The sequence below is a fragment of the Bradyrhizobium sp. genome (assembly GCF_036735945.1).
Classification (GTDB): domain Bacteria; phylum Pseudomonadota; class Alphaproteobacteria; order Rhizobiales; family Xanthobacteraceae; genus Bradyrhizobium.
In genome coordinates, this window is the sequence record NZ_DAINNI010000011.1 from 35,539 (window position 1) to 50,429 (window position 14,891).

16 protein-coding genes are annotated in these 14,891 nt (G+C 64.1%); 4 read left to right on the forward strand and 12 right to left on the reverse strand.

Annotation, left to right across the window (positions count from 1 at the left end; translation table 11 throughout):
• The 3 genes from V7E26_RS06190 to pxpB are packed head-to-tail and all read right to left on the reverse strand — an operon-like array spanning nt 1 to nt 2,588.
• The gene (locus tag V7E26_RS06190; RefSeq protein WP_324414554.1) at nt 1–771 is read right to left on the reverse strand and encodes a LamB/YcsF family protein; all 771 of its coding nucleotides are present in this window, start codon (nt 769–771) and stop codon (nt 1–3) included.
• Between the two features lie 39 nt (nt 772–810).
• Nucleotides 811–1,860, reverse strand: a complete 1,050-nt coding sequence (locus V7E26_RS06195; RefSeq protein ID WP_324414555.1) for a biotin-dependent carboxyltransferase family protein — start codon at nt 1,858–1,860, stop codon at nt 811–813.
• A complete protein-coding gene (gene pxpB, locus V7E26_RS06200) occupies nt 1,857–2,588 on the reverse strand; it encodes a 5-oxoprolinase subunit PxpB (protein WP_324414556.1) in 732 nt (243 codons plus the stop codon). Before pxpB ends, V7E26_RS06195 begins: the two co-directional genes overlap by 4 nt.
• A 225-nt stretch (nt 2,589–2,813) precedes the next feature.
• Between pxpB and V7E26_RS06205 the strand changes: the two genes are divergently transcribed.
• Both V7E26_RS06205 and V7E26_RS06210 read left to right on the forward strand, forming a co-directional pair.
• Nucleotides 2,814–3,512 carry a ribonuclease activity regulator RraA gene (locus V7E26_RS06205; protein ID WP_324414557.1) on the forward strand — a complete coding sequence of 233 codons (699 nt, stop codon included), beginning with the start codon at nt 2,814–2,816 and terminating at the stop codon, nt 3,510–3,512.
• A gap of 23 nt (nt 3,513–3,535) precedes the next feature.
• A complete protein-coding gene (locus tag V7E26_RS06210; protein ID WP_324414558.1) occupies nt 3,536–3,940 on the forward strand; it encodes a (R)-mandelonitrile lyase in 405 nt (134 codons plus the stop codon).
• Nucleotides 3,941–3,952: 12 nt separating this feature from the next.
• On the opposite strand, the gene V7E26_RS06215 is transcribed toward V7E26_RS06210, so the two are convergent.
• Nucleotides 3,953–4,162, reverse strand: a complete 210-nt coding sequence (locus V7E26_RS06215) for a hypothetical protein (protein WP_324414559.1) — start codon at nt 4,160–4,162, stop codon at nt 3,953–3,955.
• Nucleotides 4,163–4,200: 38 nt separating this feature from the next.
• The gene (locus V7E26_RS06220) at nt 4,201–5,040 is read right to left on the reverse strand and encodes a DUF2147 domain-containing protein (RefSeq protein WP_324414560.1); all 840 of its coding nucleotides are present in this window, start codon (nt 5,038–5,040) and stop codon (nt 4,201–4,203) included.
• A gap of 292 nt (nt 5,041–5,332) precedes the next feature.
• Here V7E26_RS06220 and V7E26_RS06225 point away from each other — a divergent pair, with 292 nt between their 5' ends.
• Nucleotides 5,333–5,845 (forward strand): DUF1993 domain-containing protein, encoded by a 513-nt coding sequence (locus V7E26_RS06225; RefSeq protein ID WP_324414561.1) that lies wholly within the window; start codon nt 5,333–5,335, stop codon nt 5,843–5,845.
• A 9-nt stretch (nt 5,846–5,854) separates the two neighbouring features.
• Here V7E26_RS06225 and V7E26_RS06230 read toward each other — a convergent pair whose 3' ends face one another.
• The 7 genes from V7E26_RS06230 to V7E26_RS06260 form a co-directional block, all read right to left on the reverse strand.
• On the reverse strand, nt 5,855–6,241 hold the full coding sequence (locus tag V7E26_RS06230) for a hypothetical protein (protein WP_324414562.1): 387 nt from the start codon (nt 6,239–6,241) through the stop codon (nt 5,855–5,857).
• 111 nt (nt 6,242–6,352) lie between these two features.
• Complete coding sequence (locus V7E26_RS06235) at nt 6,353–7,777, reverse strand: amidase (protein ID WP_324414563.1); 1,425 nt, start codon at nt 7,775–7,777, stop codon at nt 6,353–6,355.
• A 64-nt stretch (nt 7,778–7,841) separates the two neighbouring features.
• Complete coding sequence (locus tag V7E26_RS06240; RefSeq protein ID WP_324414612.1) at nt 7,842–8,831, reverse strand: hydroxyacid dehydrogenase; 990 nt, start codon at nt 8,829–8,831, stop codon at nt 7,842–7,844.
• A gap of 30 nt (nt 8,832–8,861) precedes the next feature.
• The gene (locus V7E26_RS06245; RefSeq protein ID WP_324414564.1) at nt 8,862–9,962 is read right to left on the reverse strand and encodes an ABC transporter ATP-binding protein; all 1,101 of its coding nucleotides are present in this window, start codon (nt 9,960–9,962) and stop codon (nt 8,862–8,864) included.
• 4 nt (nt 9,963–9,966) lie between these two features.
• Nucleotides 9,967–10,878 carry a carbohydrate ABC transporter permease gene (locus V7E26_RS06250; RefSeq protein WP_324414565.1) on the reverse strand — a complete coding sequence of 304 codons (912 nt, stop codon included), beginning with the start codon at nt 10,876–10,878 and terminating at the stop codon, nt 9,967–9,969.
• Nucleotides 10,878–11,816, reverse strand: coding sequence for a carbohydrate ABC transporter permease (locus V7E26_RS06255; RefSeq protein WP_324414566.1), 939 nt, complete (start codon nt 11,814–11,816; stop codon nt 10,878–10,880). Before V7E26_RS06255 ends, V7E26_RS06250 begins: the two co-directional genes overlap by 1 nt.
• A 131-nt stretch (nt 11,817–11,947) precedes the next feature.
• Nucleotides 11,948–13,288 carry an ABC transporter substrate-binding protein gene (locus V7E26_RS06260; protein WP_324414567.1) on the reverse strand — a complete coding sequence of 447 codons (1,341 nt, stop codon included), beginning with the start codon at nt 13,286–13,288 and terminating at the stop codon, nt 11,948–11,950.
• A gap of 471 nt (nt 13,289–13,759) precedes the next feature.
• Between V7E26_RS06260 and V7E26_RS06265 the strand changes: the two genes are divergently transcribed.
• The gene (locus V7E26_RS06265) at nt 13,760–14,563 is read left to right on the forward strand and encodes a Spy/CpxP family protein refolding chaperone (RefSeq protein ID WP_324414568.1); all 804 of its coding nucleotides are present in this window, start codon (nt 13,760–13,762) and stop codon (nt 14,561–14,563) included.
• Nucleotides 14,564–14,891: the final 328 nt, after the last annotated feature.

A 14,891-nucleotide genomic window follows, 5' to 3' on the forward strand; every position in this document is an offset into this window, starting at 1 on the left:
TCAGATCTTCGTCTTGAAGGGCGCAACCGTAATCCCGGCATCCTTCAGCGCCTGACGCACGCTGCGTCCGATCTCGACCGCGCCCGGCGTATCGCCGTGAATGCAGACGGTGTCGGTGCGCATCTTGATCACCTTGCCGGTGACCGAAACCACCGCGCCGTCCTGCACCATCCGCACCACGCGGTCGGCGATCTCCTTCGCATCGTGCAGCACGGCGCCCGGCTTCTTGCGCGACACCAGCGAGCCATTGTCCTCATAGGCGCGGTCCGCGAACACCTCGTGCACCATCGGCAGGTTGGCGGCTTCGCCCGCCTGGACCAGTTTTGAATTGGCGAGCACCACGAAAATCAGGTTGGGATCGACCGCCTTGATGCCGTTGGCGATCGCCTTCGCGGTCATGTCGTCCTCGCAGGCGACGTTGGAGATCGCACCGTGCGCCTTGACGTGGGTGACCTTGTAGCCGGCCGCGGTCGCAATCGCCTGCAACGCGCCGATCTGGTAGGCGATCAGGTTCTCGATCTCCGACGACTTCAAACCAGGCATCGGCCGCCGGCCAAAACCGTGCAGGTCGCGATATCCCGGGTGCGCGCCGACGCTGACGCCGCGCGCTTTCGCAAGCTCGACCGTGTGACGCATAATGTCGGGATCGCCGGCATGAAAGCCGCAGGCGACGTTCACTGATGTCGCCAGTTCGATCATCGCGGCGTCATTGCCCATTTCCCACGCGCCGAATCCTTCGCCGAGATCGCAATTGAGGTCGATGCTTGTCATGCTGTTGGTCCCGCTTCTCGTGGGTGGTTTTTTGGCTGCTCAGTCCGGCCCCGCGATGTCGGCTGCGGCGTGCCAGGTTCCGGCGTCGATGGCGTTGACGGCGTGGCCGGCGACATTGGCATCGTGCAGCGCCTCGATATTGAGATCAACGCTTTCGATGGCGCGCAGCCGATCGGGCAGGGTGCGCAGCATACTAGCGAATTTGCGCGCCTCGGCCTGCGCTTCCGCCATGCTGACGGCGTGAAACCGAAAGCCGCGGCCGGCGGGGGTCTGCGCCAGCCGCCCAAGGTCGGCGGAAATCACGGTCGCGATCTTGGGATAGCCGCCGCTGGTACCGCGATCCGGCATCAGCACGATCGGCTGGCCCATGCCGGGCACCTGCAGGCTGCCGTTGACGGTGCCATCGGAAACGATGTTGTGGCCGTGCAGATGCTTGAGCACGGGGCCTTCGAGCCGGTAGCCCATGCGGTCGCTGGTCGCCGAAACCTTCCATTCGCTGTCGACGAACAGTTTTTTGGTCTCGTCGGAGAATTCGTCGTCCTGCGGCCCCCAGACCAAGCGGATCGGGGCGTCGGATACCGACGGCAGTTCGATCCGCCGTTCCGGCGCGCCGCTGGCGGCCTTCGTCTGCAGTTCGTCGCCCGCCTGCAGCGGACGCGGATAGGGACTGCCGAGGCCGGCGCGGGCGTTCACCGAGAGGCTGCCGAATATCGGTTCGCCGGCAATGCCGCCTTCGAGCGCGAGATAGCTGAACGCGCCGCCGCGAGCGAAGCCGAGCGTCAGCGTCTCGCCATCGGCGAGCGTGGCCGACGTATCCGGCGCCATCGCGCGCCCGGCGATATCGGCACTGCGCGGAGCCCCCGCCAGCGCGACGCGCACCGCGCTGCCGCGGGCGGTGAATTTGGCGCCGAACGGACCGACTTCGACGGCCGCGGCGAAGGGCGCGTTGCCGAGCAGCGTGTTCGCGGCCGCCAGCGCCAGCCGGTCCATCGCGCCGCTCGGCACCAGGCCATAGCGCTGCGAGCCCGGACGTCCGCCGTCCTGTATCGAACTTGCCGGGCCGATCGATGCGATGACGAGCTTGCTCATGGGGCGATCTGCTCGGCAATGAATTCGCCTGATGCGGCGGCACGGTCCTGCTCGGCGAACGTCTTGGCATCGACAGGCGTGAAGGTGACGTTGTCGCCGGGCTCGAGCAGGAAGATCGGATCGCGATGCAACTGGTAGGTGCGGACCGCCGTCCGCCCCAGGAGATGCCAGCCACTCGGGCCGGCCAGGCATTGCACGCCGGTCTGCACGCCGCCGATCGAGATGGTTCCGGCCGGCGTCAGCAGGCGCGGATTCTGCCGCCGCGGCATGTGCAGGGATTCCGCAAGCCCGCTCAGATAGGACCAGCCGGGCGTGAAGCCGATCATGGCCACCCGGTAATCGCCGGCGACATGCCGCGCCACGATGTCGTCGGGCGTCGTGTTAAGGCTCTTGGCGACGTCCTCCAGGTCGATGCCGTGCTCGCCGCCATAGACCACCGGAATGCGCCAGCGCCGGCTCCTGGTCGTCGCGGGCACCGGGCGCTGCGCGAGCGCGAGAAGCTTCTCGCCGAGATCTTCGAAATCGATCTGCACGGGATCGTAATGCACCAGCAGCGAGCGATAGGTCGGCACCGTCTCGGTGATCCCCTCGACGGGCTCGGCGGTCAGCACGCGGTCGAGAGCCAGTACCCGCCGGTTGGCGGCATCGTCGATGCTGCGGCTGAATTCCACCGTGATGGCGCTGTCGCCACTCGGCAAAAGGCGGGGCGGGGGGAGCGTGGCGGCCATGGCCTCTAAACTGTCATGCAGCGTCTGTGCGGCTCAACAGTAGCGCCTTTTGGGCCGGAGTGGAATTCGCTTCAAACGAAATCAGCAAGTAAGTTCAATAAATTAATCTGCATGCCCATGATAAGATGTTGTGATCGCAGCGCCGCTTGCGGGCCCTTGACGCGATGCCCGCGCCCCGCAAGATGCGCTACCTTTCATCCATCCTGTCCGGAGCCTGCTTTCCAGATGTCCCTGTCCCCCGAAGCCCTCGCAACCCTATCAGGCGTGTCCACCGCCACCATCACCACCGTTCTGCTCAAGAAGGGCCTGCGAAACGTCTGGATGCGCGGCACCAGGCCGCTGCGGCCCGGACAGCCACGGCTGGTCGGCCCGGCCTTTACGCTGCGCTTCGTGCCCGCGCGCGAGGATCTCGCCACGCCAGAGTCGTGGTCGTCGCCGATCTCGACCCGCACCGCGATTGAGGCCATGCCGAAGGGTTGCATCGCCGTGGTCGACGCCATGGGCGTCACCGACGCCGGCATCTTCGGCGACATCCTCTGCGCGCGCATGGTCAAGCGCGGCGTGGCCGCGCTGATCACCGATGGCGTGGTGCGCGACGTCGAAGGCGTGCTCGGCACCAATCTCCCGGTCTGGTGCGACGGCTTCGCCGCGCCGCCGTCGGTCGCGGGCCTGACCTTCGTCGGCTGGGGCGAACCGATCGGTTGCGGCGGGGTCGCCGTGTTTCCGAACGACATCGTCGTTGCCGACCAGGACGGTGCCGTGCTGATCCCGCAGGCGTCGCTCGATCACGTGCTGGCCGAAGGGCCGGAGCAGGAACGAATGGAAGCCTGGATCGTCAACGAGGTGAACAACGGCGCGGCGTTGCCCGGCCTCTATCCGATGAACGCCGAGACCAAGGCACGCTACGCGGCTTCGAAGAAGTAACAACAACGAGCAGAGGCAACCTCATGGAAATCTATCTCGCTGGCTCCCGGCCGACGCGCCGCGCGCCCTCGGATTATTTCACCGGCACGGTGCTGCAGGATCCGATCATCCAGACCGAGGCGCCGGCGCGGCTCGCGTCGACCCGCGTCTCGTTCGAACCGGGCGCGCGCACGGCCTGGCACACGCATCCCCTGGGGCAGACGCTGTACGTCATATCAGGCGTTGGCCGGGTGCAGACCAAGGGCGGACCGATCCAGGAAATCCGGCCTGGCGACGTCGTCTGGATTCCGCCGGGCGAGAAGCACTGGCACGGCGCGTCGCCGACCAACGCCATGACCCACATCGCGATGCAGGAATCGCTCGACGGCAGTCACATTACCTGGATGGAGCATGTGACCGACGCGGAGTATTCGGCGAAGGTCGGCTGACCCCCCGCCTGTTCACACCCGCTGCGCGGTCCAGGTACCGGAGCACAGGGCGGCGCGCCATGTGCCCGAGCCTGACGTGCCGTTGAGAATGCCGGAGCCTGTCGCGCGCTTGATGCCGCTTGCGAGGGTGACGCGGATCGCCCCGGCATCGGCGACGCGGCCCGATGCTGTTACAGCGGCTGTGTTGGAGGCGACCTGACCGTTGCTGATCTCGATCGACACCGATGCGCTGCTGAATCGCGTGAGGCCGTTGACGCCGGTCAGTTGACGCGGGTCCAGGTCTGGCCGCCGCAGAACATGCCGCCGAAGGCGCAGCCCTGAACGCGCAGGGTGTCGCTGCCTTTCAGCGCGATGGTGGAGTCGTACGCGCTGCCGCTGTTCGGATCGAGAATCCGGCCGCTCCACTTGTCCTTGCCGGGCCTCATGTTGATCAAGACCTGCTCGCCGTTCTGGTTCGACTTCCTGTCGACGGCGTAGCCGCAGAGGTTGGGACCGCACTGCTCGATCCGCACCTTGCCTTCCTTCTCCTCCGTCAGCCACACGCCGAGCGGGGAGTTGGTGGCGACAGGCGTTGAAGTGGCAGGGGCAGCGGCCTGCTTCTGTTGCGGTGGCAATGGCGCTGGAGCGGGAGCAGGTGGTGCCGCCGGAGCGGCGGTTTGCGGAGCCTGAGGAACGGCTGGCGCAGCAGGCGGCGTCGGCGCGACGGCCTCAGCCGGTGTAGCGGCCGCGGTGGCGGTTGACGGCGGCGCTGTCGCAGCGGCCGGCGCGCCCGGAACTGGAGCGGCAGGTGGCGGCGGAGCCGCGGGCACGGCCGCCTGCTCAGCCGGCGCCGGCGCGGCGGGGGGCGCAGTGTCGGGTGCAGCCTGCGGCGGGGTTTTCGCATGTTGCGGGACCTTCCGGCTCGGACGATCGAGGTCGCCTTCCTCGCCGCGCACGCGCTTCTTCTTGCCGGTGTTGTCGTAGACCCCGGGAATGGACACGGTGCCGCGATCGGGATCGATCGTGATGGTGCGGCCGTTGTACTCAAAACTGTACTGCGCCTGCGCGGCGGTGACGGCGCTCGCCAGCAAAAGCGCGGCGATAGCGAGGCACTTCTTCATTATGACCCTCCTGAGCAGGGAACCCCATCCCGGAAGCTAGTAAGCAGCAATAGCTTCAACCAGCGTGATCCAGATCACTTTCAAACTATGAGTCGTGCGCTAGCGGCTTCGGTTCAAACGCGTGCCTGCAGATTAAATTGGCGTCCGCACGCGGTCAATTTCCCAACCAAACCAGCCTTTTCCGGGTGGACGCGCGTGCGGCTTCTCGACAAACGAAATGGATGACATCCTCACAGCGATGGCCGCGGATCCAGACCAGATCGCCACGCCGTGCCAGCCGGAGAAATGAGCCGTGACCATCTCGCTTCACGAGGCTTCCGTCGGCGTGTTCGTGCCGTATCTCGAAAATCTCGCCGGTCTGCTCGACAAGGCGGCAGCCGATGCGGAGGCCCGCAAGTTCGATCCGGCCGTGCTTCTGAACATGCGGCTTGCGCCCACGATGTACAATCTGAAGCAGCAGGTCGGAGAGGCCAACCGGCACGCCATCGTTGCCTGCGCCCTCCTGGCTGGACGTGTACCTCATATCTTTTCAGATGCCGAGCCTGACATCACCGAGCTCAAGGCGCGGATTTCGGCGACGATCGGGTTCGCCCAAGCTCTGCCGCGCGCCGAGATCGACGCCGCGGCCGACAAGGAAGTGGCGTTCACGTTCAAGAATGGCAGCCAGCGCAAATTCACCGGAAAATCACTGCTGCTGACGTTCAGCGTCCCGCAGTTCTTCTTTCATGTCACGACGGCCTACGACATCCTGCGTCACGCCGGCGTCGATCTTGCCAAGAAGGACTTTTTGGGACCGCCTGGATAGCATCCAGCGTTAGACCGTGTGTCCGGTCATTTCGCTCTTCAACTGCTCGAAGCGCCGGCGCGCGTCGCTTTCGCGGGCGTCGACCATCTGGATTGCGGCGTCTCTTGACATCGGGCCGGTCACCAGCGGCGTGGAATTCTCTCCGATGGTCTCGTCGACATAGTAGACGCCATTGTCAAGCCGGACGCTCCATTTGAAGCGGATGGCGGCCATCGGGCCCGGCCCGAACTTGGCGTAGCCATGAGCTTCGATCGGAAGAGGGGGCGCGGGAACGGGCGGAGGGGTCGCGGGCTTTGGCTCAGCGACCACGGTTTTGACGGGAGCGCGACGGGATTCCGCCCGGTCGAGAATGCTGGCGATGGTTGCCAAGGCATGGTCGGTTGGGTCGCTTTGCATCACGATTCAGCCTCCGGATCGAGCCGTCTGCGGAATCAGTGCCGCCCCCGGCTCTCACTTGCTTCCGAGGAAAGCGGCGCTTTGTCAATCCGTGGCTTTTTTGGGGCGGAATTAGGCGCTCACCGGCGGTATCTTGTTCCTCCAGGGCCGCTCCTGCTCGAGCTGGCCGGCCAGGCGGAACAAGGTAGCCTCATCGCCGAACCTGGCGGAGAACATCATGCCGAGCGGTAGTCCCGCTCTGTTCCACGCCAATGGCACCGACATCGCCGGCTGCCCGGACATGTTGAACATCGATGTGCCCGGCATATAGCGGCGCAGGATCGGGGCAATGTGGGAGAGGTCGTTCGACATGGTGTCGATCTCGCCGATGCGCAGCGGCGGCGCGCACAACGTCGGACACAGGAAGACATCGCAGCCCTCGAAGAAGTCTGCCAGCGTGCGCGAGATCTGGAACGCGGCAAGCTGTGCGGCGACGTAGTCGGTAGCTGGGGTCTTCCTGGCGTTGTGAGACTGTGCCAGCGTCAGGATCTCGAGATCCTTATCCGTCACCTCCCGACCAAGCCTCTGCTCGATCAAGCGCACCGTCAGCGCGGTGTTGGTGCCGACGATCGTCGTAATCGTCGCGGCGGGATCGGCGGGAAGCCCGGGCGCGCGTTCCTCGACGTGATGGCCAAGCCCCGCCAGCAGGCTTGCGGTCTCGCGCACCGCTGCCGCGATTTCCGGATCGATGGCGTCGCCATAGGGCGACTTGTCCGTGAAGGAGATGCGGAGCCGGCCGGGCTCGCGGCCAACCTCCTGCGAGAACGGCCGCTCCGGCGGTGGCGCGACGTAGGGGCTCGACGGTTCGGGGCCGTGGAGCGCATCCATCATGACCGCGCTGTCGCGCACGCTGATGCTGACGACGTGGCCGCAGGCAAATCCGCCCCAGCCTTCGCCGCGATCGGGACCGAGCGGGTTGCGCGCGCGGGTCGGCTTCAGGCCGAACACGCCGGATGCGGAAGCGGGAATCCGGATCGAGCCGCCGCCGTCGCTGGCGTGCGCGACGGGCAGGATGCGGGCGGCAACCGCGGCCGCCGCGCCCCCGGACGAGCCGCCGGAGGAATGCTCGAGATTCCAGGGGTTGCGGGTTGGCCCGAACAGCCGTGATTCCGTCGTCGGCATCAGGCCGAATTCGGGGCTGGAGGTCTTGCCGAAGATCGACACACCGGTATCGAGGAAACGCTGGGCCAGCGTGCCGGTGTGGTCGGCGACGAAATCCTTCAGCACCGTGGCGCCCGAGGTGGTGCGCGTGCCTTCGAGCAGATCGAGATCCTTCAGCAGGAACGGCACGCCGGTGAAGGGACCGTCGGGCAGGCCACGTTCGATCTGGCGCCCGGCATAGTCGTAGTGCTTGACGACGACGGCGTTGATCTGCGGATCGACCTTCGCGGTGCGGGCAATCGCCTCGTCGAGCAATTCCCTGGCCGAGACCTGTTTCCTGCGAACCAGTTCGGCCAGTCCGACCGCGTCGTAATCGCCGTATTCCTTGAAGGCCATGCACACACCTCGCTTGCCGGCCGGTCGCCAGACCGGCCGCGTCCACGCTCAGTGACGGACTGACTTAGCCGAGTACGTCCTGATTGATCACGTTCTGGCGCACGGGGTCGCCGTCGAGCACGCTCAGAATATTGCGGGCGGTCTGCTCGCTCATCCTGTCCACGGCTTCGACCGTGACGCCCGCGACGTGCGGCGCCATGATGACGTTCGGCAGCGCGAACAGCGCATGGCCGGCCGGCGGCGGCTCCTGCTCGAAAACGTCGAGACCTGCGCCGGCAAGCTTGCGCGACGTCAGCGCGGCATGCAGGGCGGCCTCGTCGACGATTCCGCCGCGCGCCGTGTTGATGAGAAAGGCCGTCGGCTTCACGCGCTTCAGCCGGTCAGCATTGAACATGCCGATGGTCTCCGGCGTCTTCGGACAGTGGATGCTGACGAAGTCGGCGCGGGGCAGGGCGGCATCGAGATCGGAAACCGGCTCGCAGCCGGCAGCCTTGATGTCGGCGGCGGGCTTGTAGGGGTCGTACACCAGGACATTCATTTCCATGGCGAGGCAGCGCTTGGCGGTGCGGCTGCCGATGCGGCCGAAGCCAACAATCACGATGGTCTTGCCGAAGAGGTCGTAGGGCAGCATGCCGAGCCGATCAGGCCATCTGTTGTCCCTGACCAGCGAATGCATCTCGGTCGCACGCTTGGCCAGCGTCAGCATCATGAACAGCGCGCATTCGGCGACCGAGGGCGAATTGGCCGTGCCGGCCACCATCAGCGGGACGTTGCGGCGGCTGAGGGCGGGGACGTCGACCGCGTCGAAGCCTACCCCGATCCGGGTCACCACCAACATGTCCCTGGAAGAATCGAGCTCAGGTTCGCCGAAGCGGGTGCCGCCGAGGGCGACGCCATGGACCGGCGCGTGCTCCTTCAGCTTGGCGTTGAAGTCCGCCTGCGAAATCATGTTGGGAAATTCGACGAGCTCAATGTCGTCGCGCGCGTGCAGCAATTTTCTTCCCTGCTGCGACATCGATTCAGTGACGAAGATTTTCTTCTTGTTGGTAGCCATTTCCTGCCCTTGGATCTCGCTCATGCGCCGTCAAAGGACAACGCCGGTCACCTCGTTTAGCAGGTGCATATTGTTGAGGTCCACAGCCAATCGGAGCGGGCCGCCATCCTGCGCGCCGGCATTGGGATTGACCCGGCCGCAGACCTGGGCACCTTCCAGCGTAAAGTAGATCAGCGTCTCCATTCCCATCGGCTCGGTGACATCGAGCACGGTTTCGAAGCTCTCCACGCCGGGTTCGGGGTGCACCTTGGCCTCGGTGACGTGCTCGGGCCGCAGCCCCAGCAGCAATTTCTCCGTCCGCGGAATGCCCTGATACCGCGCAGCGCGGGCCGGCGGCAGCGGGAAGGCGATGCGGTCGGTCAGCCGCACGTGCAGCTTGCCGGCGACATCCTCCAGCCGGCACGGGATGAAATTCATCGCCGGCGAGCCGATGAAGCTGGCGACGAATTTTGTTGCCGGCTTGTGGTAAAGCTCGTTCGGCGTGCCGATCTGTTCGATCCGGCCATGGTTCATCACCACGACGCGGTCGGCCAGCGTCATCGCCTCCACCTGGTCGTGCGTGACGTAGACCGTGGTGGTGCGAACCTTCTGGTGAACCTTCTTGATCTCGATGCGCATCTGTACGCGCAGCTTGGCGTCGAGGTTGGAGAGCGGCTCGTCGAACAGGAACACTTTCGGATTGCGCACGATGGCGCGGCCCATCGCGACGCGCTGGCGCTGGCCGCCCGACAATTGCTTCGGCTTGCGATCGACGAGCTCGACGATGTCGAGCATGCGGGCGGCCTCGTCGATGCGGCTCTTGATCTCGGCCTTCGGGTAGCGCTTGAGGCGCAAGCCGAACGACATGTTCTCCGCAACCGTCATGTGGGGGTAGAGCGCGTAGTTCTGAAACACCATCGCGATATCGCGATCCTTCGGCGGCACATCGTTGACGACGTCGCCGCCGATCATGATGTCGCCGTCGGAGATATCCTCCAGGCCGGCAATCATACGCAGCGTGGTCGATTTGCCGCAGCCCGACGGTCCCACCAGCACGACAAACTCATGGTCGGCGATGTCGAGATCGATGCCGCGCACCGCCTCGACCTCGTCATAGCGCTTAACGACCTTGCGCAACGTCACGTCAGCCATGAGATCAACCCTTTGTCGCGCCGGCGGTCAGGCCGGCAATGTAATAGTCCATCAGGAAGGCGTAGATGATCAGGGGCGGCGCCGCGCCGAGCAGGGCGCCGGTCATGATCTGTCCCCAGTTGAACACGTCGCCCTTGATCAGCGTGGTGATGATGCCGACCGGCAGAACGAGTTGGTCGGTCGAGGTCGTGAACACCAGCGGATAGAGGAATTGCGCCCATGAAACCGTGAAGGCGAAGATGGTCGCGGCGATGATCCCCGGCAGCGCCACCGGAATGAAGATGCGCGTCAGCGTCTGGAACCAGGAGGCACCGTCGATGATGGCGGCTTCATCCAGCTCCTTCGGAATCGAGGCGAAGTAACCGATCATGATCCAGGTGCAGAACGGCACCGTCAGCGTCGGATAGATGAAGAGCAGGACGTACCAGCGATTGATCAGCTGGATGCCGGTCCAGTCGCCGAACTGGGCGAACACCTTGAACAACGGAATGAACAACAGGCTGTCGGGGATCAGGTAGGTCAGGAACACGCCGGTCGCCAGCGTCGCCGAGCCCCAGAACCGCATCCGTGCCAGCGCGAACGCCGCGGGAACGCTGATCAGCATGGTGATGGTGACCACGAAGATCGAGACCAGGGCGGAATTCCAGAAAAACCGGAGAAACTGGTTGGAGGTCAGCAGCCCGACGTAGTTGTCCAGCGTCGGGTGAAAGACCCACCAGGGATTTGTCGCCGCTGATATTTCCGCGCTGCTCTTGAGCGAGGTAATGAGCATGTAAAGCGGCGGCACCAGCGAGAAGATCGCAAACAGCGTGAGAAAGAAATACGACCATCGCAGCGCCCAGGTGCGGTCGCGGCTCATGCTGCCATACTTGACCTTGCGGGTCGGTGCGGCCTTGTCGATCGTGACTGTGCTCATCAGGATTCATTCCCGCGCTTGTTGACGTCCCGCAGGATGAAGATCGCCGCGACCGCCAGGATCGGCACCATGAACAGGGAGACGCTGGCGCCGAGCGGGATATCGCTGCCCTCGATGCCGACGCGGAAGGCCCAGGTGGCAAAGATATGGGTACGGTCGAGCGGGCCGCCCGCGGTCAGAATTCGCACGATGTCGAAATTCGCGAAGGTTACGATCAGCGAGAACAGCGTCGTGATCGCGATGATGTTGCGCATCATCGGCAAGGTCACGTACCAGATCCGCTGCCACCAGTTCGCGCCGTCGATCGCAGCCGCTTCGTAAAGCTGGTCAGGCACCGATTTGAGGGATGCGAGGTACATGATCATGAAGAACGGTGCGCCAACCCATATGTTGACCAGAATGACGGAGAAGCGCGCCCAACCGGCGTCACCCGTCCAGGGGATCGGTCCGATGCCGAAGAACGACAGCGTGTAGTTGAAGGCGCTGTAGGACGGGTCGAACAGCCACAGCCACGCGAGCGTGCTCATGGCCGGAGGAATGACCCACGGCACCAGCAGCATGCCGCGCCATTTGCGCTGTCCCTTGGCGGGGATGTTGTGAACGAAGTGCGCGACGATGAAGCCGATCAGCGCCTTGAAGATGACGGCCGAGATCGCGAAGATGCAGGACTGCTTGACGACCAGCCAGAAGGTGTCGCGCTTGAACAGGAATTCAAAATTGCCGAAGCCGATGAAGCGCTGCATCGACTTGTTGAGCGTGGCAAGATGAATTGAGTAGAAGGCGGGGTAGATCACCAGCAGCGCGATGAGCAGGATCAGCGGCAGTGTCATCAGGAATGCCGCGACCGATTTGCGCTTCAACGTCTTGTGCAGACTGGAACGCCTTCGTGCCGGCCGTACTGCGCCCGCACTTTCCGGCCGCAATGCCACATCAGCCATGATGCACCTTCCTCACGCAATTTATTGTCGGTTGAGGTGCGCCCAAGACCGACCTTTCGGCGGCTCTTGTTGCGCCTGGAAGAAACGGATTCGCCGCAACGCCATGTGCGTTGCGGCGATACGTCTCGTTCCTAGCTTCGCATGAAGCCTTCGCACTCGCCTTCGGCCCAGGCGAGCGTCTTTTCCATCGCTTCGCCCTGGTGGTAGCGCAGACACATCTTGGTCAGCGTCGCCTGCGCATAGATCTGCTGCGCGATCTTGGGCGGCGCCGGCGACGCGGCGATCGACAGCGTCTGGTGCTTGTAGGGGTTCGGATAGTGGTAGAGCGTGCCCTTCGGCGGCCCTTCCTCCTGCCAGACCTTCAATGTGGTCAGTTTCTCATAGGCCGGCAAATCATAGCCGCCGCTGGCGTTGACCATCTTCTCGATCGCGGCCGGCTTCGATAGCGCCACCAACAGTTTCTTCGCGGCCTCCTTGTTCTTGGAGAAATTCCAGATGCTCCAGAAATAGGGCAGGTAGGGCGCGAAGCGGCCTTTCGGACCGGCCGGGAAGCCATGGGTCCAGCATTGCTCGGCGACTTGCGGTGCGTCGCGCTTGGCAACGGCCCAGGCGCTCGGCGGGTTCATGATCATGGCGCCCTTGCCGGAGACCAGCCACTTGTTGTTGGACGCGTCGTCCCACGCCGCCACATCCGGCGGCAGGAAGGAGATCAGCTTCTTGTAATACTCGAGCGCCTGACGGACCGCGTCGGTCTTGACGGTAAGGTTGCCCTTGGCGTCGACCAGTTGAGCGCCGAACGACAGGAAGATCGCGCCTGCGGTATCGACGTTATCAGTGGTTTCACCCAGGCCGATGCCGAAGGGAACACCAGCCTTGTGGCAGGCTTCAGCAGCTTTCAGGAACGTATCGAGCGTCCAGTTATCGGCTTTCGGTTCGGCGCCGGCCGGATACATGGCCTGCACGTCGATGCCGGCGTGCTTCTTCATCAGATCGATGCGCGAGCACGGCCCCTTGATCTGGCTGCCGACACAGGCGGGAACGCCGAGCCACTTGTCGCCCGAAGTGCCGAGATACTTGACCGTGCCGTTGACCTCGCCGTTCTCGGCGATGATCGGGCCCATCAGGTCCTTGACGTCTTCCAGTTGCTCGGCATTGGAATGGGCCCACCATGTCGGCATCGCGAAGATGTCATGGCCGGACTTGGCTTGCGCTTCGGCTGCGATGGTCAAGAGGTTCTTGTTGCCCTGGCTCGGGATGTAATCGATCGTAACCTCGACCTTCTCCTTCTCAGCCCATTCATTGACCAGATCGGTCGAGGCCTTGTTGGCGCCGGGAACCCAGTGGTCCCAGAAACCGATCGAGAGCTTGCCTGCGGCATGGGCGCCGCGCACATAAGGAGCAGTGATAAGGGCTGCGGATGTTAGCGCAGTCGCAGCAACAAATTGTCGGCGAGAAAGCTTCCTGCGGGACATGGGCGTTTCCTCTTTGCTGAGCCTGATTTTGCTCATTGTTTTTCGTCTCCATCCGGCGGGAGCCGCATCGAGGCGGTGGCCAGCAGAGATTTTGTAGTTGGATCAGACCAGAATTGTTTGCGTCTGTCGAGAATACACATCGCCGCTGTCATTGAACTAACGTTGCGTGCAAATTTTGGGCAGCGGGCGCGATGCTGTTGCGTCATAAGGGATCGTAAATAATCGGGTCGGCAATATTGCGCCGCACACTTATGCGGCGGTCTCGCTGGGGTGGGTGTGCGCTCGCGCCGCAGCCGGACTGTCCTGCGCAAACGCCTGCGCGCTTCGGGGTGAAAGTTGCCGGCCACGGAACCGAGGCGGCGCGATGGTGGACGAGTTTGGGAAGGAGACGATAGTTTAGCTCACAAAGGATTCTCGGCGAGCTAAGCAGATCGCGCGGCATATTTCTCGATGGATCACGGAGACCGGATAATGACTCGTCCTCAGCAAATTGCGCCGAACCCATCGCGATTGCTTGTTGCGCTCGCCGCGATCGTCATGCTGGCCGCGGGAGCACCGGCAAGCGCGCAGGGCCTGGTGCAGGGCGTGCAGCAGGGGGCACGCGAGGGCAACAAGGCTGCCGGTCCGGTCGGCGGCGTGCTGGGCGGTGCGATCGGCGGCGTCGTCGGCGTGGTCACCGGCGTTACCGGTGTCCTGACCGGGGGCAACAACAATAACAACGGCAGCAAGGGCGGGCAGGCGCCGGCGGCCAAGGAAGCCAAGCAGGGCGAGGCTCCCAAGCAGGCCGAGACATCCAAGCAAGGTGACACGTCCAGACAAGGCGAGGCAGCGAAGCCTTCGAAGGCAGGCAAAGCGACAAAGACCGCCAAGGCGCAACAGCCGCAGCCGGCCGTCCTCACCCAGGCCGGTGTGCCGCAACTGACGGCCGAGCAGATCGTGGCCAACAGCGACGCCAATATCGAGCGGATCAAGAAGGAGCTGAACCTGACGCCCGAGCAGGAAAAGCACTGGGCGGGCTTCAATAGTGCGATGCACTATCTCGGCAACAACGGCGCCGACCGCCTCAACCTCCGGGTTGCCCGCGCCAAGCGCGACCCTCCCGATGACATCATCGAGCAGATGCGAAATGAGGCACAATTCCTGAACGACCGGGCGGTCGATCAGCGCAATGTGGCGGATGCGGCCGAGCCGCTATTTTCCAGCCTCGACGACAAGCAGAGGGTGGTCTTCATCCAGGAGATGGTGAAGCTGAGCCACGAGCGCGGCCTCGACTAGGACCTGCCTTCGGTTCTGAATGCATCAGCACCGCCACGCTAGATCGTTGTTTTGGTAGATCTTCTTTACGGCGAACCAGCGACCGTTCCGTGTAATGGCTTAGCCAGCGGCCGGAGCGAATAGCCGGGTACGCATGCCCTGGGGTAGGTTGAAAGGCGAGGGCACCCGGCTACTCTGCCGCAGCGGCGCGGCTCCCCCAATCTCACTGCAATGATGGAGGAACCCTGACGGTCCAGCGCCGTAGTTGTGGCTGACTTGCGGCGTTGTCGGGAACTTGCCTTTTTGCACCCGCAGTGTTGCGGCACAACATCAGGTGGAGCACGGCGCA